This is a genomic window from Bacillus sp. A260 (assembly GCF_009861435.1).
Classification (GTDB): Bacteria; Bacillota; Bacilli; order Bacillales; family Bacillaceae_G; genus Bacillus_A; species Bacillus_A cereus.
Genome location: NZ_CP046398.1, coordinates 4,290,043 through 4,314,700, shown reverse-complemented (window position 1 = coordinate 4,314,700; position 24,658 = coordinate 4,290,043). Strand labels below are relative to the sequence as shown.

The following is a 24,658-nucleotide window of genomic DNA, read 5'->3' as shown; positions in this document are numbered from 1 at the left end:
GATGAGTTTTTTAAATAACAGTATTATTTATCATATTGCAATTATTTTATATGCTTGTAGCATTAGTTTATATTTTATAGATTATTTCCAAAGTAACCGAAAGGCGAACCGATTTGCTTTTTGGTTACTTGCGATTGTATGGGTCCTGCAGTCTATTTTTATGTTGCTTAGAGCTACAGATTCAGAAACGAATCCTATTTTAACTTTATTATCAGGGATTTATTTTTATGTTTGGTTATTGATTACGATGTCGTTAGTTATTAATCGATTTATGAGAATTGACTTTTTAGTCTTTTTTACAAATGTTGTAGCATTTGGCGTAAGCGCTTTTTCTATTTTTACACCGCTCGGAAAGATGTCGCCAGTACTTGCGGAACAATTAGTTTCAGAACTTGTATACGTGCATGTCGGTATGGCAATTATTTCTTACGCAACGTTTACTGTATCGTTCATTTTTTCTATTATGTATTTATTGCAATATCGCCTATTAAAAAAGAAAAAATGGAATGCGAGATTAAGAAGGTTAGGGAATTTACCGAAGCTAGAATCTATGTCTTACGGATTAAATTTATTTTCTGTTCCATTTTTCTTACTAGCAATTTTATTAGGATGTATATGGGGATATACAAAATTGGATAATTTCCATTGGTATGATACGAAAGTAATCGGATCTTTTGTCGTTCTATTTGTGTATTGCACAGGTTTATATTTACGAGCGGCAGATGTGTTGCAAGGTAAGAAAATTGTACAGTGGAATATCGGATCGTTTCTCGTAATGCTAGTAAACATTTTTCTATTAAGCAGTTTGTCCAATTTCCACTTTTGGTATTTATAATGAGGAGAGAGAATTATGCGCAAAATTATTGTAGGGTCACGAAAGAGTAAACTAGCATTAACGCAAACAAACTGGTTTATTGATCAGTTAAAAGCCCTAGGTCTACCATATGAATTTGAAGTGAAAGAAATTGTCACAAAAGGTGATGTTATTTTAGATGTTACTCTTTCAAAAGTAGGCGGAAAAGGCTTGTTCGTTAAAGAAATTGAGCATGCGTTACTTACGAAAGAAATCGATATGGCTGTACATAGTATGAAAGATATGCCAGCCGTACTTCCAGAAGGTTTAATGATTGGCTGTACACCAAAGCGTGTTGACCCTCGTGATGCTTTTATCTCAAAAAATGGAGCATCGTTTAAAGAGTTAGCGGAAGGTGCTATTTTAGGTACGAGTAGTTTAAGACGTAGTGCACAGCTACTCGCTGCGAGACCAGATTTACAAGTGAAGTGGATTCGCGGGAATATCGATACACGTTTACGTAAATTAAAAGAAGAAGATTACGATGCGATTATTTTAGCGACAGCTGGATTACAAAGAATGGGCTGGGATAATGATGTTATTACAGAACATTTAGATGATACGTTATGTGTACCTGCTGTAGGACAAGGTGCATTAGCGATTGAGTGTCGTGAGGATGATAAGGATTTATTGCAGTTGTTAGCGCATATTAATGATACGATAACAGAAAGAACAGTGGCAGCGGAGCGAGTATTTCTTCATAAACTTGAAGGTGGATGCCAAGTTCCAATTGCTGGATATGCAACCCTTACAGAAAACGATGCAATCGAATTAACAGCTCTTGTCGGCTCTATGGATGGCTCTGTTTTATTAAAAGAGACAGTAGTGGGTACTAACCCTGAGGAAGTAGGGTTAGAGGCCGCGGACCGTTTAATTAAACAAGGCGCCAAAGAACTCATTCTTGCTGCAAATAAGGAGCAACAATAAATATGAACGCTCTCGCTGGAAAAACGGTATTGATTACACGTGCCCAGCATCAAGCGAAACAAATGAGTGTAGCAGTGAAAGAAAAGAGCGGAATTCCATTGGAAATTCCGCTTTTGCGTATGGAAGGTATGTCTCATAGGCAAATTCAACATATTGAAGAGCAGCTACATTCATACGACTGGGTTATTTTTACGAGCAGAAATGGTGTAGCTTTTTTTCTAGATAGTTTAAAAAAGAAACTACCGCTAACCATTAGAATCGCTGCGGTAGGTGTGAAAACAAAATTAGAGTTAGAAAAAAGGGGCTATCAAGTTCATTTTGTTCCGACTTCATTTGTTGCAGAAGCATTTGCAGAAGAGTTTCTAAAAGAATTAAGTGGAAACGAACGTATTTTATTTCCGAAAGGGAATTTAGCAAGAGAGGTAATTCCGGTTGCACTTCGGGAAATTGGTGTTTCTCTAGATGAGCTAATCGTATACGGTACGAAAGTGAATATAGAAAAAAAGCAAGAACTTATAGCAGCATTGAAGTTAGGGAAAGTAGACATTATTACATTTACGAGCCCTTCAACTGTTACTAGTTTTGTTCGTTTACTTGAGGGTACAAACTGGAGAGAATGGACAAAAAAATGTACAATTGCTTGTATAGGACCTATTACGGAAAAAGAGGCAAGTCTTTATTTTTCGTCTGTTATTGTGCCGAAAGAGTACACTGTAGAAGCATTACTACAATATGTTTGTGAATCTATAAAATGAAAGAATGGGGATAGAAATCTATGAACTCTTTACAATTTAATCGTCATCGTCGTTTAAGACAAAGCGGGGGCATGCGTGCACTTGTGCGTGAAACGTTTTTACATACGGAAGATTTTATTTACCCTATTTTTGTATTAGAAGGTGAAAATGTTCGTAATGAAGTTCCTTCTATGCCGGGCGTATATCAAATGTCTTTAGATTTATTGCAAGCTGAAATGCAAGAAGTTGTTGATTTAGGTATTCGTTCTGTTATTGTATTTGGTTTACCTGCTGAAAAGGATGAAGTTGGATCATCAGCATACTGTGATCATGGAATTGTACAACGTGCTATTCAGCAAATTAAAGGTGATTTCCCTGAGCTAGTAGTAGTTGCAGATACATGTTTATGTCAATTTACAAGCCATGGTCATTGCGGTGTAATTGAAGATGGGATTATTTTAAATGACGAGTCTCTTGCAGTTCTTGCGAAAACAGCTGTAAGTCAAGCGAAAGCAGGAGCGGATATTATTGCGCCATCAAACATGATGGACGGCTTCGTAACAGCAATTCGTCATGCATTAGACGAAAATGGTTTTGGACACGTGCCAGTTATGTCGTACGCTGTGAAATATTCATCAGCATTTTATGGACCATTCCGTGATGCTGCGCACGGTGCACCGCAATTTGGTGACCGTAAAACATATCAAATGGATCCGGCAAACCGTATGGAAGCATTCCGTGAAGCAGAATCAGATGTAATGGAAGGTGCAGATTTCTTAATCGTAAAACCAGCTCTTTCTTACTTAGATATCGTTCGTGATGTGAAAAATAACTTTAATTTACCAGTTGTCGCTTATAATGTAAGTGGTGAATATTCGATGATTAAAGCGGCAGCGCAAAATGGTTGGATTAATGAAAAAGAAGTTGTTCTTGAAAAATTAATTAGTATGAAACGTGCAGGGGCAGATTTAATTATTACGTATCATGCAAAAGATGCAGCAAGATGGTTACAAGAAGGAGGCGCTAAATAATGAAAAAGTTTGATAAGTCAATTGCAGCGTTTGAAGAGGCGCAAGACTTAATGCCTGGTGGCGTAAATAGCCCGGTTCGTGCCTTTAAGTCTGTTGGGATGAATCCGTTGTTTATGGAGCGTGGAAAAGGCTCTAAAGTATATGATATCGATGGGAATGAATACATCGACTACGTATTATCATGGGGTCCTTTAATTCATGGTCATGCAAATGATCGTGTTGTAGAAGCGTTAAAATCTGTTGCTGAAAGAGGTACAAGCTTCGGTGCACCAACAGAAATTGAAAATAAATTAGCAAAACTTGTTATTGAGCGCGTGCCATCAATTGAGATTGTGCGTATGGTTAACTCTGGAACGGAAGCAACAATGAGTGCACTACGCTTAGCTCGTGGTTATACAGGTCGTAATAAAATCTTGAAATTTATTGGTTGTTACCACGGTCATGGTGATTCGTTATTAATTAAAGCTGGTTCTGGTGTGGCGACTTTAGGTTTACCAGATAGTCCTGGTGTACCAGAAGGTGTAGCGAAAAATACGATTACAGTAGCTTATAACGATTTAGAAAGCGTAAAATACGCGTTTGAACAATTCGGTGATGATATTGCTTGTGTAATTGTAGAACCAGTAGCAGGAAATATGGGGGTTGTTCCTCCGCAGCCTGGATTTTTAGAAGGTCTTCGTGAAGTAACAGAACAAAACGGTGCATTGCTTATTTTTGATGAAGTAATGACAGGGTTCCGAGTAGCTTATAATTGTGGCCAAGGTTATTATGGCGTAACGCCTGATTTAACATGCCTAGGTAAAGTAATCGGTGGTGGTTTACCGGTAGGAGCATACGGTGGTAAAGCAGAAATTATGCGCCAAGTTGCGCCAAGCGGACCGATTTACCAAGCTGGTACTTTATCAGGTAATCCACTTGCAATGGCGGCAGGTTATGAAACGTTAGTACAGTTAACGCCAGAATCATATGTAGAATTTGAGCGTAAAGCTGAAATGTTAGAAGCTGGATTACGTAAAGCAGCTGAAAAACATGGCATTCCGCATCATATTAACCGTGCAGGCTCTATGATTGGTATTTTCTTTACAGATGAACCCGTTATTAATTACGATGCAGCAAAATCTTCAAACTTAGAATTCTTTGCGGCTTACTATCGTGAAATGGTAGAACAAGGTGTATTCTTACCACCATCTCAATTCGAAGGTTTATTCTTATCGACAGCACATAGTGATGCAGATATTGAAGCGACGATTGCAGCAGCTGAAATTGCAATGTCAAAATTAAAAGCGTAGTGTATTAGAGAAAATCGCTCTCCATAAGGGGAGCGATTTTTTTTATTCATAAAGTAAGCTTCCCACACATAAATCTGTAATGACATATAGTTTGGGAGGGGGAAAAGAAGTGGCTACAGATCATTCATTACGATTTTCATTAAAAGAATCTGTGTGGTTCCAAAAAGGACAGGAAGTCGAAGAACTTTTGTCAATTTCGTTAGATCCAGACGTTGAGATAGAAGAGCTTGATCATGAAGTAATCGTGAGAGGACAATTAGATTTAACGGGAGAGTATGTTGCACGAAAAGATGATTCCGCGTATTCATTAAGAGAACTATCGCCAGCAAAGTCAATTGATTATGTAGAAACAAGAGAAGATGGGGTTAATGAACTTGTTCATTCCTTTCCACTTGAAATATCAATTCCGAGAAATCGAGTGAAAGTAATTGAAGAGCTATATGTATCAATCGAGGAATTTGATTATGAATTAAAGGAAAATGGTTGCTTACAATTATTAGCGGATATATCTATTACCGGTTTGTGTGATGAAGAGAGAAGCGAGGATGAAGTTGAAGAGGAAGAAACGGTGTATGCTGAGTTAGAAGAAGATTCAGCGCAAGAGGATGAAAATAGACCGGCGCCGCATGTAGAAGAACCAGCATATAAGGAATCAGATGAGTGGGAAGATTACGCATTTGAACCGTTCCAATTAGAGGAAAGAAAAGAGCAGGAATTAGAAGAAGAGAAAATAGAAGAACATGAATTTGTGGAACGTGAAGAGGAGCAAGAAACAACGCCGCAATTTGAACTGTTCGGACGAAAAGATTTCAAGAAAGAAAAAGCGAAAAAGCAGGAAGAACAAGAAGAAGAGTACTCACAGCGAGATGAAAATGCGCTTTATTTAACAAAACTATTTACGAAAGAACCGGAAGAAGAATTTACAAAGTTAAGAATGTATTTCGTGCAAGAAGGGGATACAATTGAATCTATTGCAGACCGTTATGAAACGTCTGTACAAAATTTATACCGTGTCAATCAAACAGAAGATATATTTTTAAATACGGGGCAAATTATTTATATTCCCGTTTCAAGGGTAAAGGCGAAATAAGGAAGTGAGTGTTTTCACTCACTTCCTTTCTTAGAGGCTATGTTTTGAATAGAAAGGGTTATTCGTATGGATATTGAGTTGCGAAATCACTATGAACCTATCGTGAGGCAATATAGATTGGATACGCAGCATATGGAAGAGCACGGAAATGTAATGAAAATTTATACGAATCAAGGTCCATATGCACTCAAGAAAATAGAAGGCAGAAAGTTAGAGCGGAATAACTTTCTGCATCATATTCAATATTTGAAGGAGAAAGGTTTTTCAAATTATGTACCTATATATCATGCGACGGATGGAAGTTATATTTTAAGTGACGGGACGTATAATTATTATTTAATGCCTTGGTTAGAACGTGCAGAAGGAAACGGTGAGGACAATGATCAATACCATAAAATGTTTCAGACACTTGGAACGTTGCATCAAAAAACTGTGAAGGAAGAAACGTATACGGAAGAAGATTTAGAAAAACATTATACAAGTATATCCGATCGTTGGGAAAATGATGGTGAGATGTTAGAAGAGTTTCTCGTAGAATCTGAATCAAAATGGTATATGTCCCCGTTTGAATTGCAATATTGTACGTACTATCATCATGTAATGAGAGCGCGTGAATTTGCAACGAAGCAATTAAATGAGTGGAACGATGCGATGAAAGAAAAGGAGAAAACGCGTATTACTTTTGTGCATGGTAATGTGTCACTGAATCATTTTTTATTTGACTATGAACGGAATGGCTATTTTATTAGTTTAGAAAAATCGAAGTTTGCAACGCCTGTGCAAGATATAGTAGGTTTTTATTCACGGTCTTTAAACACATATCCAATCGCAAGAAGTGATCGGTTTGAATGGTTTCAAATTTATCAAAAAAATTTCCCTTTTACGAAAGAAGAGCAACTACTTATGTTTGCGTATATGACGTATCCATCGCAATTTATTCGGCAAATCCAGTCTTATAAGAAAAGAAGAGATAATCGTAACGAGGAAAATGAACTGCGCGGAGTAAAGAGTTTGCAACAATCGCATTGGCTCGTTAGCAATATAGAATATTTCCTGTCACAATTACAAGCTGCCCAGCAAGGGAACGGATAAAGTAAACATTCCCCGCTGATGATTAGCCTTCACTAATTGGGCGTTTACGGGCACCAGGGCTCCCATCTAACTTCTTTGCTTCAGCTGAGTTTTGAGGTGGAGGTCTTACTGCCCACAAATAGCGGGGTAAAGAAGATAAGTAGAGGATTCTACTTATCTTCTTTTTGGCACCAAAAGCTGTAGTTTTAAATTTATCTTGACGAATAAGGTTTCGTTTTTTACACTATTGTATATAATAATTAACAATCATATAAATGCCTTGAAGGGGAAGAGTATAACATGAAACGTCTTCAGAGAGGAGAATCATTAGCTGGGAGATTCTCTAGATAGTTATGTTAGAAGGTAGCCCTGGAGCATCTTTTCTGAACGGAATAGTTCTTATTAGGAAAAGACGGATTTGTCCGTTATCAAATTAAGAGTATAAGCAAATTATGAATTTGTTTGTAAATAAAGGTGGTACCGCGATGTCCCTCGTCCTTTTTGGATGAGGGACATTTTTTATTTTAAGGAGGGAAAATAATGTCAAACACGGAAAAGAATTTACCAACTAAATATGATCATATGTCCGTTGAAGAAGGCCTTTATCAATGGTGGCTTGAAGGCAAATATTTTGAAGCAACAGGAGACGAGAAGAAACAACCGTATACAATTGTAATTCCACCTCCAAACGTAACTGGTAAGTTACACTTAGGTCATGCTTGGGATACAACTCTTCAAGATATTTTAACTCGTACGAAGCGTATGCAAGGATACGATGTACTATGGCTTCCAGGAATGGACCATGCTGGTATCGCAACACAAGCGAAAGTAGAAGGAAAACTTCGTGAAGAAGGTATTTCACGTTACGATCTTGGCCGTGAAAAATTCCTTGAAAAAGCTTGGGAGTGGAAAGAAGAGTACGCTTCTCACATTCGTCAACAATGGGGGAAAGTTGGTTTAGGACTAGACTATTCTCGTGAACGCTTCACATTAGACAAAGGTTTATCAGATGCGGTTAATAAAGTATTCGTTCAATTATACGAAAAAGGCTTAATTTACCGTGGTGAATATATCATCAACTGGGATCCAGCAACACGTACAGCTCTTTCTGATATTGAAGTAATTCATAAAGAAGTTCAAGGTGCATTCTACCATATGAACTATCCGTTAACAGATGGTTCTGGTCACATTCGTCTTGCTACTACTCGTCCAGAAACGATGCTTGGTGATACAGCAGTAGCAGTTCATCCAGAAGACGATCGTTACAAACATTTAATCGGAAAAACAGTTACACTTCCAATCGTAGGCCGTGAGATTCCGATTATTGCTGATGAGTACGTAGAAAAAGATTTCGGAACGGGCGTTGTAAAAATTACACCAGCTCATGACCCGAATGACTTTGAAGTAGGTAACCGTCATGACTTACCACGCATCTTAGTAATGAACGAAGATGGATCGATGAACGAAAAAGCTGGTAAGTATAACGGTATGGATCGTTTCGAATGCCGTAAAGAATTAGTAAAAGACTTACAAGAAGCTGGCGTATTAGTAGAAATCGAGCCACATATGCATTCAGTAGGTCATAGTGAGCGTAGCGGTGCGGTTGTTGAGCCTTATTTATCAACACAGTGGTTCGTAAAAATGGCTCCACTTGCTGAAAAAGCAGTAGCGCTTCAACAAAAAGAAGAAGAAAAAGTAACGTTCGTACCAGAGCGTTTTGAAAACACATATTTACGTTGGATGGAAAATATTCATGACTGGTGTATTTCTCGTCAATTATGGTGGGGACACCGTATTCCAGCTTGGTACCATAAAGAAACTGGTGAAGTATACGTAGGTACAGAAGCACCAGCAGATATTGAAAACTGGAATCAAGATAACGATGTACTTGATACATGGTTCAGTTCAGCATTATGGCCATTCTCCACACTTGGTTGGCCAAATGAAGATTCAGCAGACTTCAAACGTTACTATTCAACAGATGCACTAGTAACGGGTTATGATATCATCTTCTTCTGGGTATCTCGTATGATTTTCCAAGGTTTAGAGTTTACAGGCGAGCGTCCATTTAAAGATGTATTAATTCACGGTTTAGTTCGTGACGAGCAAGGTCGTAAAATGAGTAAATCTCTTGGTAACGGTATTGATCCAATGGATGTTATCGAGAAGTACGGTGCAGATGCAATGCGTTTCTTCTTATCAACAGGAAGTGCACCAGGTCAAGATTTACGTTTCAGCATGGAAAAAGTAGAATCTACTTGGAACTTCATTAATAAAATTTGGAACGCATCACGTTTCGTATTAATGAACATGGATGATATGAAGTATGAAGAAATCGATTTAACTGGTGAAAAATCAGTTGCGGATAAGTGGATCTTAACTCGCTTAAACGAAACAATCGAAAGCGTAACACGTAACATGGATAAATATGAGTTCGGTGAAGCTGGTCGTTCATTATACAACTTCATTTGGGACGATTTCTGTGATTGGTATATTGAAATGGCGAAACTTCCACTATACGGTGAAGATGAAGCAGCTAAGAAAACAACTCGTTCTATTTTAGCTTACGTATTAGATCAAACAATGCGTCTATTACACCCATTCATGCCATTCGTAACAGAGAAAATTTGGCAACATTTACCGCATGAAGGCGAGTCTATTACAGTAGCTGCGTGGCCAACAGTTCGCGAAGATTTACAAGATACGGAGGCTGCGGCAGAAATGCACCTTCTAGTTGATATCATTCGCTCTGTTCGTAACATCCGTGCAGAAGTAAATACGCCAATGAGCAAAAAAGTTCAAATGCAAATTAAAGCAAAAGATGAGGCTGTACTTGCTCAACTTACGAAAAATAGCTCTTACATTGAGCGTTTCTGTAACCCAAGCGAATTAACAATTCAAACGGACTTACAAGCGCCAGAAAAAGCAATGACTGCAATCGTATCAGGTGCAGAGTTATTCTTACCGTTAGCTGATCTTATCAATCTTGATGAAGAGAGAGCTCGTCTTGAGAAAGAACTTGAGAAGTTCGATAAAGAAGTAGAACGTGTACAGAAGAAACTTTCTAACCAAGGTTTCGTAGCGAAAGCTCCTGCAGCGGTTATTGAAGGAGAGCGTGCGAAAGAGCAAGATTACCTAGAAAAACGCGAAGCAGTTCGTCAACGTCTAGCAGATCTTGAAAAGTAAAAATATTTTTAGAGACTCACTATATTGGTGAGTCTCTTTTCTTTGCGTATAATAGAACTATGAAAGTTGTCTTTTGAAAGGGGAAAAGCATACGTGATACATACATACGAAGAAGCGATAGGGTGGATTCATAGCCGATTGAAATTTGGTATTAAACCAGGATTAGAAAGAATGAATTGGATGCTAGAAGAGCTCGGAAATCCAGAGCGTCATATAAAATGTGTTCATCTTGCTGGTACAAATGGAAAAGGTTCAACGTTAACATATATGCGTTACATGTTAGAAGGCGCGAAATATAAGGTAGGAACGTTTACCTCTCCTTACATCGAATCATTTAATGAACGCATTAGTGTGAATGGAACACCAATTGCAGACGAAGAGATTACTGAACTTGTAAAGCTGGTAAAACCAGTCGTGGAAAAACTAGATGAAACGGATTTAGGGGAAGCGACAGAGTTTGAAATTATTACTGTTATGGCGATTTGCTATTTCGGCAAATTCAATTTCTGTGATGTTGTTTTATTTGAAACAGGGCTTGGTGGACGTTTTGATTCTACCAATGTTATACACCCTGTCCTCACGATTATTACGAATATCGGTCACGATCATATGCATATTTTAGGAAATACACTAGGAGAAATTGCATATGAAAAGGCGGGGATTATTAAGTCTGGCGTGCCGGTAATTACTGGTGTACAAGATGAAGAAGCTTTGCAAGTCATTCAAAATGTTGCAAAGGAAAATCATGCAAACTTATACGAGATGGGCAACCATTTTACAGCATTACATAAACAGTCTAGTGAAGATGGAGAACAGTTCGATTTCACTTGTCCTTTCGCCTCTTTTGAAGATGTGCGAATCACAATGAAAGGCAGCCACCAAGTAGGAAACGCAGCACTTGCGCTTATGGCAGTCATGTATGTAAAAACATACTTATCATTTTTAATTGAGGAAGAAGAAATAAGAACTGGATTACAGGAAGCGTATTGGGTGGGGCGCTTTGAAAAACTGCAAAGTAATCCAGATATTATTATAGATGGTGCTCATAATCCAGAAGGTATCGAAAGCCTTGTGAAAACAGTAGAAGCGCATTACAAAGATAAAAATGTAATAGTGTTATTTACTGCCCTTGGTGATAAACAATTACATAACATGGTAGGCCAATTAGAAACCATTGCAGATGAAATTATTTTTACAACATTCGCCTTTGATCGTGCTATTTCTGCTGATAAGCTTGCATCATATTCACAGAAAGAATCAAAATTAGTTTTTGAAAATTGGAAAGAGGCAATTGATACAAAAGTTGAAATGATAGCAGAAAATGATGTTTTTATCATAACAGGTTCTCTTTATTTCATTTCTGAAGTACGAAAATATATTTGCGAGAAAAACTAGATAGTCTTTGCTATCTAGTTTTTTTGTTCTACAAATGAAGTCAAATGCATACATATAAGATAAATATATAGGGTTATTTGGCGAATTCCTCTGACAAATATCTCGTTTTTTTATGAAATGAATATGATATGATGCGGACAACGATAAGAGGTGAGGTGTGAGTGTATGGACAAGCAATCACGAACGATCTCAGTGAAAGTGAATGGAACAGAAGCGAAGTATGAGGAAAAAAAGAAAGATGAATTTGAATGGATGGTAGTAGAAAGTGAACGACCGAAAAATGTTGTTCCGTTTCAAAAAGGGAAATCAATGTCTGTGGAAAAATACCGAAAGAAGTGGAGTAATACATTAATTGTAATCGTTGCAACTGCAATCATTATCGGTACGGCGTTTGGAATGGGGATGCTTCATTTACTTACTGGACAAGGGACGACAGGAGGAAGTGAAGTGACAGCTTCAAGGCCGACTGGAAATGGAGAATCAAAGGTGGGTGGAACGGCAGAACAAACACCAGCACCGAAAGAAGAAAAACAAAAAGCACAAGCAGGAACGTCATTGGATCCAATGAAATTATTTTTTGTTCAAGGGGGGCTTTATTCTTCTGAAGAAAAGGGACAGGCAGCTCTTGAAGAATGGAAAGGCAATGGGGGCATTGGTGCTTTAAGACCGAGCGGTGATAAGTATGCAATAGTTGTTGGTATTGCTAGCGATGAACAGTCTATAAATCAATTAATGACTAAGTATAAAAATGATGGTGTCTCCGTTTTAAAAAAGAACTGGGATATAACAGATAAAGCATTGCTGAAAGATGATAAAGAAGTAGGAACATTTTTAACAAAAGTGCAGCCATTATACACTCATTTAGCAAAATATGCTTCTAGCGTACAAGTTGGTGGAAAAAGCAGCGCAAAAGATATAGAAGTAATTGAAAAAGAATGGAAAAAGGTTGAAAAAGAAGGGAAAAGTATGAAACAAGAAGAAGCAAAGAAACTGTATATGTATACGTCGGTAGCTGTACAAACAGTAAAAGATGGGAAGATGGATAAGGAATCTTTGGCGAAATTAAATCAAGTTATTATTGATGGTTTACTCTCGTATGAAAAAATTGTTTCGTAGAAAGTGAAATGATAGGATAATAAAATGAGTAAGAAAGAAGTACATGTACTTCTTTCTTTTCTTTTGAATTTAGAGCAAAGTGCTTTCTCTATGACAGGAATATAATCGTATGCAATAAAGAAGTGTTATTTTAGTTAGAGAAATTAATATTTCTTTCATTTGTGGACAAACTATTCCTTTGATACGATTAATATAAATTGTTCTGCTTCATGTGAGAAAGGAAGGAGAAAATATGAGAAAAATAATTTTAGCTTCAGGGTCACCTCGGAGGAAGGAATTGCTTGAGTTAGCTAGTGTGCCATTTGAAATCGTTGTAAGTGAAGTAGAGGAAACAATTGGTGCATATTCATCGCCTTCTGATATTGTAATGTCGCTTGCCTTGCAAAAAGCATCAGCGGTGGCAGAAAATAATAGTGATCACATTGTGTTAGGTGCAGATACAATTGTTACATATGAGTCGCGTATTCTTGGTAAGCCTTCTAATGAGGATGAGGCGAAAGAGATGTTGCAATTACTATCAGGGAAAACACATGAAGTGTATACAGGTGTTGCAATTATAGCAAAAGAAAAAACGGTTACTTTTTATGAGCGTACAGAAGTTACATTTTGGGAGTTAACAGAAGAGGAAATTGATACATACGTCGCGTCGAAAGAACCTCTTGATAAAGCCGGTAGTTATGGGATTCAAGGTAAAGGATCTATTTTCGTTCAAAATATTCAAGGGGACTACTATAGTGTAGTTGGCTTACCAATTGCACGTCTCGTTCGGGAATTAAAACAATTTGATATTGATGTAACCCATGCGTAAAATTGCATGGGGTTTTCTTTGAGAGAACAAATAAAGGGGTGGAGAGATGAACGGTATTCGTGATGTTGTAAGAGAAGAACAGCCACGGGAGCGTTTATTGTTAGAAGGTGCTGGAAGTTTATCAAATCGAGAGCTTCTCGCAGTGTTACTCAGAACAGGTTCTAAAGAAGAAACAGTTTTAAAGTTATCAGATAAAATTTTACATCAATTTGATGGCTTACGTATGTTGAAAGATGCAACATTAGAAGAGCTAATTAGTATACATGGTATTGGGATTTCAAAGGCATCGCAACTTATGGCAGCCTTTGAACTAGGCAGAAGAATGGTACGTTTAGAATATCAAAATAGATATAGTATTCGAAGTCCAGAAGATTGTGCGAAATACATGATGGAAGAAATGCGTTTTTTACAACAAGAGCATTTTGTTTGTTTATATTTAAATACAAAAAATCAAGTTATACATAGGCAAACGATCTTTATTGGAAGTTTAAACACGTCAATTGTACACCCGAGGGAAGTTTTTAAAGAAGCCTTCCGTCGTGCAGCAGCCTCTATCATATGTCTTCATAACCATCCCTCAGGAGATCCCACGCCGAGCCGTGAAGATATTGCAGTAACAAAACGCTTAGTAGAATGCGGCCAGATTATCGGAATTGAAGTGCTTGATCATATTATAATAGGTGACCATAAATTCGTGAGTTTAAAGGAAAAAGGTCATATTTAAGACTATGCTTTTTACTTATTTTGTTTTATAATGTGATTTATGAGTTTTTTGTAGAAATTTATCTACAAAAAGGATAAAGATATAAAAAACGTACTGTTTTTATAATATAAAGTAAGAAAAAATGAGTCCGTGAAAACAAGAAAGGAAGATAAATAATATGTTTGGATTTGGTGGATTTACTCGCGATCTTGGAATAGACTTAGGAACTGCGAACACGCTTGTATATGTAAAAGGAAAAGGTGTAGTTTTACGTGAACCTTCAGTAGTTGCGTTACAAACTGATACGAAACAAATCGTTGCTGTAGGTAGCGATGCAAAACAAATGATTGGTCGTACACCAGGGAACGTTGTGGCACTTCGCCCGATGAAAGACGGTGTAATTGCTGATTATGAAACAACTGCAACAATGATGAAATATTACATTCAACAAGCTCAAAAATCAAACGGTTTCTTCTCACGTAAGCCGTATGTAATGGTATGTGTACCATCTGGTATTACAGCTGTAGAAAGACGTGCAGTAATCGATGCGACTCGTCAAGCGGGTGCTCGTGATGCTTATCCTATCGAAGAGCCATTTGCAGCAGCAATTGGTGCAAACTTACCTGTTTGGGAACCAACTGGTAGTATGGTTGTTGATATCGGTGGCGGTACAACAGAAGTTGCAATTATTTCTCTAGGTGGTATTGTAACAAGCCAGTCAGTCCGTGTTGCTGGTGATGATATGGACGATTCAATCATTCAGTACATTAAGAAAAGCTATAACTTAATGATCGGTGAAAGAACAGCTGAAGCATTAAAATTAGAAATTGGTTCTGCAGGCGAGCCAGAAGGTATCGAGCCTATGGAAATTCGCGGTCGTGATTTAGTAAGTGGTTTACCAAAAACAGTACTAATTCAGCCAGAAGAAATTGCAGATGCATTAAAAGATACAGTAGATGCGATTGTAGAATCAGTTAAAAATACGTTAGAAAAAACTCCACCTGAATTAGCGGCTGATATTATGGACCGCGGTATCGTATTAACAGGTGGCGGGGCATTACTACGTAATTTAGATAAAGTAATTAGTGAAGAAACGAAAATGCCAGTTCTTGTTGCAGAAGATCCATTAGATTGCGTAGCAATTGGAACAGGTAAAGCATTAGACAATATCGATCTTTTCAAAACTGCTGCTCGATAATATTGCAAAATAAAAATCAGTGAAATTAAGAGGGTGTGAACGTGCCACAGTTTTTCTTAAACAAAAGATTAATTGTTTTGTTGGTTAGTATTATTCTTCTCGTGGCATTGATTGGAATCTCATTGAAAGAACGGAACAGTTTAACATGGCCAGAGCAGTTTGTTAAAGATACTGTCGGTGTTGTAGAACGTGTATTCCAAAAGCCAGCGAAATACGTAGCTGGATTCTTCGAAAATGTAGAGGATGTAAAGCGCACGTATGAAGAGAATAAAGAATTAAAAGCAAAATTAGATAATTATGCAGGTCTATCAGGGAAAGTAAAACAATTAGAAGATGATAACAAGAAGTTACAAGAGCTAACTGGTAAAAAAGAGTTAAATAGCGGGTATACTGAAATTCCAGCTACTGTTGTTTCTCGTAATCCAGATAAATGGTACGATTTAATTGGAATTGATAAAGGGGCACAGCAAGGAATTAAAAAAGATATGGCTGTAGTAACTTCACAAGGGTTAGTTGGAAGAGTGAAAAGTGTATCTCAGTTTACATCATCAGTAGAATTACTAAGTTCTATGAGCCGAACAAATCGCGTTTCTGCTATTGTACAAGGGCAAGAGAAAATCTTTGGATTGATTGAAGGTTATGACAAAGAAAAGCAATTACTTCTTTTCACAAAGATTGGCTCTGATGCACCGGTAGAGAAAGATCAACTAGTTGTAACATCTGGACTGGGTGATATTTTCCCGAAAGGTCTTGTAATTGGAAAAATCGTTGAAGTTCAGCCGGATGCATATGGCTTAACAAAAACAGCTTATGTAAAACCTGCCGCTGATTTAAATGACGTAGAGCATATTACGGTTGCTAAACGTGCAACACCTTCAGCGCCATTAGAATAGGAGGAGAAGAAGAGATGATGAAGATATTAAAAAGAGCAGCTCTTCCTCTTTTGCTCCTTTTTGTGTTTCTATTTGAAAATATGTTTGCTACTGTTGTTCCAACGGATGTATTTTGGAAAGACAGCATAGCAGCACCGCATTTCTTTATAATCGTCTTATGTTTTATTACAGTGTATTATAGTCCGGTCCAAGGGATTTATTACGGACTATTATTTGGCTTCTTATTTGATACCGTATACACAGAACTTGTCGGGATATATATTTTTGCTTATCCGATTTTAGCTTATTTAGTATATAGTGTGATGAAAGTACTACAATTGAATTTATTTATTGTTGTTTCTATCATATTAGCTAGCGTTGTAGCACTAGAGTATTATGTGTATGGATTCTTAACTTTATTAGGACGTACTCATATGCCAGCGTATGTCTTTTTCACAGATCGTCTCCTTTCTACTTTATTGTTAAATGCTATTTTCTTATTGATAGTTTGTTTCCCACTGAGACGATATATAGTGCGTCTTTCAAAAGCGATGGAAGAAAAAGAAAAAAGGATTTTCTAATTTTATGTCGAATTGAATCGGTGGGGTGAACTTTAGTGGAAGAAAAAAAGCAACAAAATGTAACGATAAAAGGGACAAAAGATGGGATAACGCTTCATTTAGATGATTGTTGTTCATTCTCAGAATTATTGATGGAATTAGACGAAAAACTTTCTACACATTACTACGATGGTGATGGGCGCTCTTTAATTGAAGTGCATGTGAAAGTAGGAAATCGTTATTTAACAGAAGTCCAACAAGAAGAGATTCGTACGTTAATTCGTAATAAAAAGAATCTTGTTGTGGATTCAATTGAAAGTGATGTTATCACTAAAGCAGAAGCAATAGCTTGGAAAGAAGAAACAGAAATTGTCCCTATTTCCAAAATTGTTCGCTCTGGACAAGTTTTACATGTAAAAGGAAATTTGTTGTTAATTGGAGATGTTAATCCAGGCGGAACGGTTATCGCTGGGGGGAATATTTTTGTCGTAGGATCATTAAGAGGAATTGCACATGCTGGGTATTATGGGGATTCGGATGCTGTAATCGCTGCATCTGTTATGAACCCGATGCAACTTCGAATTAGTGATGTGGCAATGCGGGCTCCGGAAGAGAAAGAAGACGGAGCGGAGGCGGCAGAATGTGCGTATATTAATGAGAACAATCACATTGTTGTCGATCGCCTGCAACTTCTCACTCATCTTAGACCTAATTTAACAAAGTTAGAAAGGGGAATTGTATAGCTGTGGGAGAGGCAATAGTAATTACATCTGGAAAAGGCGGAGTAGGTAAAACTACTACATCTGCGAACATTGGTACGGCCCTAGCGTTATCTGGAAAGAAAGTGTGCTTAATTGACACAGATATCGGTCTTCGAAATTTAGACGTAGTAATGGGGCTGGAAAATCGTATTGTATTTGATCTTGTTGATGTCGTTGAAGGGCGTTGCCGTTTACCTCAGGCTCTTATTAAAGACAAACGTTTTGATGATCTTTATTTATTACCTGCAGCACAAACGAGTGATAAATCAGCGGTAACACCTGAACAAATGGATGAATTAATACAAGTATTACGTCAAGATTATGATTACATATTAATCGATTGTCCTGCGGGGATTGAGCAGGGATTTAAAAATGCGGTAGCTGGTGCGGATAAAGCAATCGTTGTTACGACTCCAGAAGTATCCTCAATGCGCGATGCGGATCGTATTATTGGGCTTTTAGAAAAAGAGGATATTGAACCACCCAAACTTGTTATTAACCGTGTACGTAGTCATATGCTTCATGAACAGGATATGTTAGATGTTGATGAAATTGTACGTACATTGTCAATCGAGCTTCTTGGTGTTGTCGAAGATGACGATGAAGTTATTCGAGCTACAAATACAGGTGAACCTGTGGCGTTGCAACCAAGCGGAAAAGCAGCGTTGGCTTATCGTAATATTGCAAGACGCTTGTTAGGTGAGAATGTACCATTACAAGCATTTGAACAAGAAAAGGTATCGGTATTTGCAAAGGTGAAAAACTTCTTTGGAATCCGTTAAGAGCACTTCGCACATATGCGAGGTGCTTTCTTTTTTCTTCACACGAATATCTTTCTTTCTTAGCTCATACATATGTACAAACTGTATACAACTGTTTCTAATGAAATTAGCTTAACGAAAGAAAGGAGACAGTATGAAGAATAGACGCGTAGAAGAAATTAAAAAGCGGATTGCAAAAAGGAAGGCCGAGCAAGAAAGGATGGAGGAAGAGCAGTATTTTAACGGAGGGAATTTTGATAGTGAAGCAGTATTTATTGAAGATGGAGAAAAGGAAATGCATCCTTTATTTCGAAAGGAAGTCTTTTTCTTCAAAGTTTTATTATCAGCAATATTAGTTCTTTCGGTTGCTATTTTATATAAGAATGCTCCTTCTTCATTCAATGGAGCTAAAGCTGTTACAGAAAAAGTGATGAAAGAGGAATTTCAGTTTGCTACTGTAGCGAAATGGTACGAAAAGCAATTTGGAAAACCGCTTGTATTCTATTCGCCGAACGAGAAAAAAGAAGGAAGTATTCAGCAAAAAGATTATGCAATTCCTGCTTCTGGAAAGGTAATGCAAGGGTTTCAAAAAAATGGCCAAGGTGTATTTGTCCAAACAGCTACAAATGCAAAAGTGGAGTCAGTAAATGAAGGGTTAGTTGTTTTTGCAGGCAAGAAAGAGGAACTTGGAAATACAGTTCAAATTCAACATGCAGATGGTACGGAGTCATGGTATGCAAACTTAAACGATATGTCAGTGAAATTATATGATTACGTTTCAAAGAAACAAAAAATTGGAACGGTGAGTAATGATACAAATGATAAAAATGGAAAGTTTTATTTCGCGATAAAAAAGAATGAGAAATTTATTGATCCGATCCAGGTGATATCATTTGATTAAATATAGGGACGTTTTAACGAAAATTTCCGTGCATCCATTATTTTGGGTTATTATTGTCATTGGTATTTTTACTGCGCGTTTTAAAGAGTTACTACTGTTATTTTGTATTGTTCTTATTCATGAACTTGGGCATGCTTTTGCAGCAGCACACTATAATTGGCGTATAAAAAGAATTCAGCTTTTGCCGTTTGGTGGCGTTGCCGAGCTTGAGGAACATGGTAATAAGTCATTGAAAGAGGAACTTGTTGTCGTAATTGCAGGACCGATTCAACATGTTTGGATGATGCTGGTAGGTTATATGTTGTTCAAAGCTGGTTGGCTGAATGCAGATTTATATTATTTCTTCATGTGGAATAATATAATTATTTTAGCATTCAATTTACTTCCTATTTGGCCGTTAGATGGCGGGAAAGTATTGTTTAATGTATTATCATATCGTTTCCCTTATTTACAAGCACATGAAAAGATGATGCAATTGTCATGTGTTTTTTTTAGTGTAATATTAGGATGGCAGTTACTTTGGAATAGTAACAATATTATGATGTGGGTACTACTCATATTTTTAGCAGTGTCATTATATCAAGAGTGGAAACAAAGACGGTATGCATTTATGCGTTTTTTATTAGAACGTTATTATGGAAACAAAAGAGGAATCGAAAAGATTGCACCTATTGAAGTGCAAACGGAAGATCGTTTATATACGATTTTCACAAAATTTCGTAGAGGATATAAGCATTCTATTATCGTCCGTGGAAAATATAAAGAGCATTACACATTGGATGAAAATGAATTGCTCTATGCATATTTTACTGAAAAACGAACAACTTCATCAGTTGAAGAATTAATCGGTTAGTGTTGACGATAGCACTAACCTTTTATTATTGTAAAAGCAAAGAAGATTATAAAGTGAGGAAATAATTTTGAAAACGTTATATGTGAATTACGCTGGTTCGGAAAAGCGCGTTGCAATTGAAGAGAAGAAAAAGATTGTTGAGTTTTTATGGAAACGTAATGAAGAGCAAGAGATTGTTGGGCATATTTATGTTGGACGTGTCGTAAGAACAATTGCTGGAATGAATGCAGCTTTTGTAAACATCGGTTTAGAAAAACATGCTTACCTTTCATACGATGATGTACCATCTTCTTATCGTATACATGAAGGGCAAGCGATACTCGTACAAGTTGTGAAAGAGGCAATTGATACGAAAGGGCCTAAATTGACAGCGAATATAGAATTTACCGGGAAATATGTCGTTTATATGCCGTTTGATGAGATGCGCGCTGTTTCTCGAAAAATAAAAAATAATAAAAGAAGACAACAGTTACTCCAAATTGAAATAGAGGGAACGGGGGGGTACATTTTCCGTTCTGCTTCTGAAAAAGGAGCAATTGAAGAAATACAAGCTGAAATGCAAGGATTACAACAGTTGTATGAAGAGTTAAAAAGAAAAGAGGGTCAAGGAAAGGTGCCGTTATTACTTCATCGACCGGCGACCTTTTTAGATCGTGTATTTCAAGAGAACCCAATTGAAACAATTGAAAAAGTAGTTGTAGATACAAGAAGTATAGTAAAGGAATTAGAAGACAAAGTTGGAAAAGAAAAAGTATCTTTTTATAATGAAAAGTCTTCGATGTTTAACCATTTTGGAATAGAGCGTGAGATTGAGAAAGCACTCCAAAAAATTGTTTGGCTTCCAAATGGTGCTTATTTAATTGTAGAACAAATGGAGACGATGACTGTAATTGATGTGAATACGGGCAAGTTTACGGGAAAACAAAATTTACAAGATACAGTACTTCGCACAAATGAGCTAGCCGCTGAAGAAATTGCACGCCAATTAAGACTTCGTGATATTGGTGGTATGATATTAATTGATTTTATTAATATGAAAAAAAGAGAAGATAAAGAAAAGGTAAGAGAATGTCTCATAGCTGCTATGCAAGATGACCGAACATATACAAGGGTGCTCGGCTTTACGGAGCTAGGGATTTTGGAAATGACACGTAAACGTAAAAAGCATTCTTTACGGGACGTATTATTAAAAGAGTGTGTACCTTGCAAAGCGACGGGTTATGTGATGTCGCATGAAACAATTGCGTATGAGTTAGAGAGAGAACTAATCACATATGGCAATATAGAAGATGAAGCAGTATTAATCGCTGCGCCTAAAGAACTGCAAAAACAGTTTTTGCAAAAAGGATTACAAAAAAATATTCCATTTGAAATTTATTTCAAAGATGATATTATCGAAAAGTATGCTATCGTTCGTTTTGGAAGTAAAAAAGAAATTGTAGAACGGAAAAAATAGTTAGCAGAACATTTATTGACAACCGTCTATGATTCATGATAACATCTTTATGTTATAGTTTATAGCACCTAAACGGCTATATGCTACAACCGCACAAGACAGGTTCCCTAAAGGCATTTATGTCTACCTCGTTTTTGGCGAGTCTTAGTAATTAAGAGGAGGTGCAAGTATGTACGCAATTATCGAAACAGGTGGAAAACAAATTAAAGTTGAAGCTGGTCAAGCAATCTACATTGAAAAATTAGATGTTGAAGCTGGTGAAACTGTTACTTTTGACAAAGTTCTTTTCGTTGGTGGCGAAAACGTTAAAGTTGGTAGCCCAGTTGTAGAAGGTGCAACAGTTACTGCGAAAGTTGAAAAACAAGGTCGCGCTAAGAAAATCATCGTTTTCAAATACAAAGCGAAAAAGAACAATCGTAAGAAACAAGGTCATCGTCAACCTTACACTAAGCTAGTTGTTGAAGCTATCAACGCTTAATTCTGGTTAACATGATTAAAATTACGATAAGTCGCACGAAATTAGGAAGTATCCAATCATTTAAAATGACTGGACATGCCGATTATGCGCCACATGGACAAGACCTTGTCTGTGCTGGAACTACAGCGGTTGTGTTTGGTTCTATAAATGCAGTGGAAGAACTTTGTAATGTGCAAGCAACTATTGAACTCGGAAGTGATGGCGGATTCTTAACGTATGAATTGCCTAATGATTTAGACGTTCATGCAGCAGAAAAAGCACAAACGCTTTTAGAAGGATTAGTTGTTTCGCTTAAGACGATCGAACTTGATTACGGAAAGTATATCCGTTTAATAGAAAAAGTGCAGGAGGTGTAACGTATGTTAAGATTAGATCTTCAGTTTTTCGCATCTAAGAAAGGTGTAGGTAGTACAAAGAACGGTCGTGACTCTCAGTCAAAACGTCTTGGTGCTAAACGCGCAGATGGTCAAACGGTTACAGGTGGTTCAATTCTTTACCGTCAACGCGGTACAAAAATTTATCCAGGTGTTAACGTTGGTCGTGGTGGCGATGACACTTTATACGCGAAAGTTGACGGCGTAGTACGCTTTGAGCGTCTTGGTCGTGACCGCAAACAAGTGAGCGTATATCCTGTTGCTCAAGAAGCATAAGAACTCACGGAAAACTCTAACCTGAGTGCAGGTTAGAGTTTTTCTATATTAAGGGGTATCTAAATGAATGAAAAATGGACAATTATAGATGCATTGCGCCATTCAAGACATGATTGGCTCAATCGTATGCAGATGGTGAAAGGAAACCTTTCCCTTGGAAAAGTGGAAGAAATTCATAGTCTCATCGATCGTTTTGTCCAAGAAGCGAGACAAGAATCCAATCTGATGGGGCTATCAATGCCTTTATTTTCAGAGTGGATTTTAACATATAATTGGAAACAGCAGCCGTGCTTATTGGAGTACGAAGTATTAGGGAAATTACATAACTTATCTCACTTAGATGAGACTGTATGTACATGGACGAATCAATTTTTCTCGATGCTTCAGCATAGTTTAGACGTATATGTTGAAAATTATGTTTGTATCACAATTGAATGTGACGCGGATAATGCTCGTTTCTTTTTTGATTTTCGTGGTAAGCTAACGAGTGTAGAAGAACTACAGAATTGGCTTGCGACCCAAAACAATAAATGGTATTCCATTTCTTATACAGTGCGAGACGAAGAAGTCTCAGTTATATTACAACCAATTGAAAAAAGTGTGGTGAAATAATGTTTGTAGATCAGGTCAAGATATATGTAAAAGGCGGCGACGGTGGTAATGGTATGGTTGCGTATCGTCGTGAGAAGTATGTACCAAAAGGTGGCCCAGCAGGTGGCGACGGAGGTAAAGGTGCAGATGTTGTTTTCGTAGTTGAGGAAGGCTTACGTACATTAATGGACTTCCGCTACCAACGTCATTTCAAAGCTGATCGCGGTCAGCACGGAATGAGTAAAGGTCAGCACGGACGTAAATCTGAAGATTTACTTGTAAAGGTTCCGCCAGGAACAGTAGTAAAAGATGAAAAAACTGGTCAAATTCTTGCCGATTTAGTAACGCATGGACAAACTGCTGTAATTGCAAAAGGTGGCCGTGGTGGCCGTGGTAACTCACGTTTCGCAACAGCTACGAACCCAGCGCCAGAAATCGCTGAGAACGGGGAACCAGGTCAAGAGCGTGATGTTATTCTAGAACTTAAAGTACTAGCAGACGTTGGACTTGTTGGATTCCCAAGTGTAGGTAAATCTACATTATTATCTGTTGTATCATCAGCGCGTCCGAAAATTGCAGAGTATCACTTCACAACAATCGTTCCGAATCTTGGTGTTGTTGAAACTGGTGATAACCGCAGCTTCGTTATGGCTGACCTTCCAGGACTAATTGAAGGCGCACATGCTGGCGTCGGACTTGGACACCAATTCTTACGTCATATTGAGCGTACACGTGTAATCGTGCATGTTATTGATATGTCTGGTTTAGAAGGCCGTGATCCATATGAAGATTACGTAACGATTAATAATGAATTGAAAGAATACAATCTTCGCTTAACTGAGCGTCCGCAAGTTGTTGTTGCAAACAAAATGGATATGCCAGATGCAGAAGAAAACTTACAAGCATTTAAAGAGAAAGTGGGAGACGAAGTAAAAATCTTCCCAATCTCAGCTGTAACAAGACAAGGTGTTCGTGACTTACTGTTTGAAGTAGCGAACTTAATAGAAACAACACCAGAATTCCCAATACATGAAGTTGCGGATGAGTCTGATACAAGTGTAATGTACAAATTTGATACTGAAGGTGTTAAATTTGAAATTACACGTGAAAGTGATGGCACGTTTGTTATCTCTGGTTACGATATCGAGAAAACATTCAAGATGACAGACTTCTCACGTGATGAATCTGTACGTCGTTTCGCTCGTCAAATGCGCGGAATGGGTATTGATGAAGCGCTTCGTGCACGTGGTGCAAAAGACGGAGATATTGTAAAAATTCTTGAATATGAATTTGAATTTATCGATTAAGACTGCCGAAATACGGCAGTCTTTTTTTATATCGTAAAAATCGGATTTATATAGGAAAAAATCCCCA

25 protein-coding genes and 2 other annotated features are annotated in these 24,658 nt (G+C 37.5%); all 25 genes read left to right on the top strand.

What is annotated here, in order from left to right; translation table 11 throughout:
* Position 1: 1 nt before the first annotated feature.
* The 25 genes from GD442_RS21885 (at position 2) to obgE (ending at position 24,591) form a co-directional block, all read left to right on the top strand.
* Entirely contained in the window at positions 2–835 is an 834-nt protein-coding gene (locus GD442_RS21885) for a cytochrome c biogenesis protein (RefSeq protein WP_000008991.1), read from the top strand.
* Positions 836–850: 15 nt separating this feature from the next.
* Positions 851–1,780 (top strand): hydroxymethylbilane synthase, encoded by a 930-nt coding sequence (gene hemC, locus GD442_RS21880; RefSeq protein WP_001226407.1) that lies wholly within the window; start codon positions 851–853, stop codon positions 1,778–1,780.
* Between the two features lie 2 nt (positions 1,781–1,782).
* Positions 1,783–2,535 carry a uroporphyrinogen-III synthase gene (gene hemD / locus GD442_RS21875; RefSeq protein ID WP_071740488.1) on the top strand — a complete coding sequence of 251 codons (753 nt, stop codon included), beginning with the start codon at positions 1,783–1,785 and terminating at the stop codon, positions 2,533–2,535.
* Positions 2,536–2,555: 20 nt separating this feature from the next.
* Positions 2,556–3,545, top strand: coding sequence for a porphobilinogen synthase (hemB, locus tag GD442_RS21870; protein ID WP_001087065.1), 990 nt, complete (start codon positions 2,556–2,558; stop codon positions 3,543–3,545).
* Positions 3,545–4,834 carry a glutamate-1-semialdehyde 2,1-aminomutase gene (gene hemL, locus GD442_RS21865; protein ID WP_000712943.1) on the top strand — a complete coding sequence of 430 codons (1,290 nt, stop codon included), beginning with the start codon at positions 3,545–3,547 and terminating at the stop codon, positions 4,832–4,834. Before hemB ends, hemL begins: the two co-directional genes overlap by 1 nt.
* A gap of 79 nt (positions 4,835–4,913) precedes the next feature.
* The gene (gene spoVID, locus GD442_RS21860; RefSeq protein ID WP_002024850.1) at positions 4,914–5,924 is read left to right on the top strand and encodes a stage VI sporulation protein D; all 1,011 of its coding nucleotides are present in this window, start codon (positions 4,914–4,916) and stop codon (positions 5,922–5,924) included.
* Between the two features lie 66 nt (positions 5,925–5,990).
* Entirely contained in the window at positions 5,991–7,016 is a 1,026-nt protein-coding gene (ysxE, locus tag GD442_RS21855; protein ID WP_000350656.1) for a spore coat protein YsxE, read from the top strand.
* A 250-nt stretch (positions 7,017–7,266) separates the two neighbouring features.
* Positions 7,267–7,498, top strand: a binding site (T-box leader).
* A 37-nt stretch (positions 7,499–7,535) separates the two neighbouring features.
* The gene (locus GD442_RS21850) at positions 7,536–10,181 is read left to right on the top strand and encodes a valine--tRNA ligase (RefSeq protein WP_000072244.1); all 2,646 of its coding nucleotides are present in this window, start codon (positions 7,536–7,538) and stop codon (positions 10,179–10,181) included.
* Positions 10,182–10,274: 93 nt separating this feature from the next.
* Positions 10,275–11,576 (top strand): bifunctional folylpolyglutamate synthase/dihydrofolate synthase, encoded by a 1,302-nt coding sequence (locus tag GD442_RS21845; protein ID WP_000582039.1) that lies wholly within the window; start codon positions 10,275–10,277, stop codon positions 11,574–11,576.
* 165 nt (positions 11,577–11,741) lie between these two features.
* The gene (locus tag GD442_RS21840) at positions 11,742–12,692 is read left to right on the top strand and encodes a hypothetical protein (RefSeq protein ID WP_000361018.1); all 951 of its coding nucleotides are present in this window, start codon (positions 11,742–11,744) and stop codon (positions 12,690–12,692) included.
* Positions 12,693–12,924: 232 nt separating this feature from the next.
* The gene (locus GD442_RS21835) at positions 12,925–13,500 is read left to right on the top strand and encodes a Maf family protein (protein WP_001226291.1); all 576 of its coding nucleotides are present in this window, start codon (positions 12,925–12,927) and stop codon (positions 13,498–13,500) included.
* Positions 13,501–13,546: 46 nt separating this feature from the next.
* Positions 13,547–14,224, top strand: coding sequence for a RadC family protein (radC, locus tag GD442_RS21830; RefSeq protein WP_001013390.1), 678 nt, complete (start codon positions 13,547–13,549; stop codon positions 14,222–14,224).
* A gap of 157 nt (positions 14,225–14,381) precedes the next feature.
* Positions 14,382–15,401 carry a cell shape-determining protein MreB gene (gene mreB / locus GD442_RS21825; RefSeq protein WP_000466736.1) on the top strand — a complete coding sequence of 340 codons (1,020 nt, stop codon included), beginning with the start codon at positions 14,382–14,384 and terminating at the stop codon, positions 15,399–15,401.
* A gap of 41 nt (positions 15,402–15,442) precedes the next feature.
* On the top strand, positions 15,443–16,294 hold the full coding sequence (gene mreC, locus GD442_RS21820) for a rod shape-determining protein MreC (RefSeq protein ID WP_001135488.1): 852 nt from the start codon (positions 15,443–15,445) through the stop codon (positions 16,292–16,294).
* 14 nt (positions 16,295–16,308) lie between these two features.
* On the top strand, positions 16,309–16,854 hold the full coding sequence (mreD, locus tag GD442_RS21815) for a rod shape-determining protein MreD (RefSeq protein ID WP_000975766.1): 546 nt from the start codon (positions 16,309–16,311) through the stop codon (positions 16,852–16,854).
* A gap of 35 nt (positions 16,855–16,889) precedes the next feature.
* A complete protein-coding gene (minC, locus tag GD442_RS21810) occupies positions 16,890–17,576 on the top strand; it encodes a septum site-determining protein MinC (protein WP_000391521.1) in 687 nt (228 codons plus the stop codon).
* Positions 17,577–17,578: 2 nt separating this feature from the next.
* Positions 17,579–18,376, top strand: coding sequence for a septum site-determining protein MinD (gene minD / locus GD442_RS21805; RefSeq protein WP_000503309.1), 798 nt, complete (start codon positions 17,579–17,581; stop codon positions 18,374–18,376).
* A 133-nt stretch (positions 18,377–18,509) separates the two neighbouring features.
* Positions 18,510–19,256 carry a stage IV sporulation protein SpoIVFA gene (gene spoIVFA, locus GD442_RS21800; protein WP_000797471.1) on the top strand — a complete coding sequence of 249 codons (747 nt, stop codon included), beginning with the start codon at positions 18,510–18,512 and terminating at the stop codon, positions 19,254–19,256.
* Positions 19,249–20,109, top strand: a complete 861-nt coding sequence (gene spoIVFB, locus GD442_RS21795) for a stage IV sporulation intramembrane metalloprotease SpoIVFB (RefSeq protein WP_000599058.1) — start codon at positions 19,249–19,251, stop codon at positions 20,107–20,109. Before spoIVFA ends, spoIVFB begins: the two co-directional genes overlap by 8 nt.
* 67 nt (positions 20,110–20,176) lie before the next feature.
* Positions 20,177–21,565, top strand: coding sequence for an Rne/Rng family ribonuclease (locus tag GD442_RS21790; RefSeq protein WP_000855491.1), 1,389 nt, complete (start codon positions 20,177–20,179; stop codon positions 21,563–21,565).
* Positions 21,566–21,642: 77 nt separating this feature from the next.
* Positions 21,643–21,720 (top strand) — a sequence feature (ribosomal protein L21 leader region).
* Positions 21,721–21,734: 14 nt separating this feature from the next.
* Entirely contained in the window at positions 21,735–22,043 is a 309-nt protein-coding gene (gene rplU / locus GD442_RS21785; RefSeq protein WP_000270907.1) for a 50S ribosomal protein L21, read from the top strand.
* A gap of 11 nt (positions 22,044–22,054) precedes the next feature.
* A complete protein-coding gene (locus GD442_RS27880; protein WP_001973720.1) occupies positions 22,055–22,399 on the top strand; it encodes a ribosomal-processing cysteine protease Prp in 345 nt (114 codons plus the stop codon).
* A gap of 3 nt (positions 22,400–22,402) precedes the next feature.
* The gene (gene rpmA, locus GD442_RS27875; protein WP_000944958.1) at positions 22,403–22,693 is read left to right on the top strand and encodes a 50S ribosomal protein L27; all 291 of its coding nucleotides are present in this window, start codon (positions 22,403–22,405) and stop codon (positions 22,691–22,693) included.
* A 63-nt stretch (positions 22,694–22,756) separates the two neighbouring features.
* Complete coding sequence (locus tag GD442_RS21775) at positions 22,757–23,305, top strand: sporulation initiation phosphotransferase B (RefSeq protein ID WP_001003584.1); 549 nt, start codon at positions 22,757–22,759, stop codon at positions 23,303–23,305.
* Positions 23,305–24,591 carry a GTPase ObgE gene (gene obgE, locus GD442_RS21770; RefSeq protein WP_000497128.1) on the top strand — a complete coding sequence of 429 codons (1,287 nt, stop codon included), beginning with the start codon at positions 23,305–23,307 and terminating at the stop codon, positions 24,589–24,591. The genes GD442_RS21775 and obgE overlap by 1 nt, the downstream gene beginning before the upstream one ends.
* Positions 24,592–24,658 lie beyond the last annotated feature (67 nt).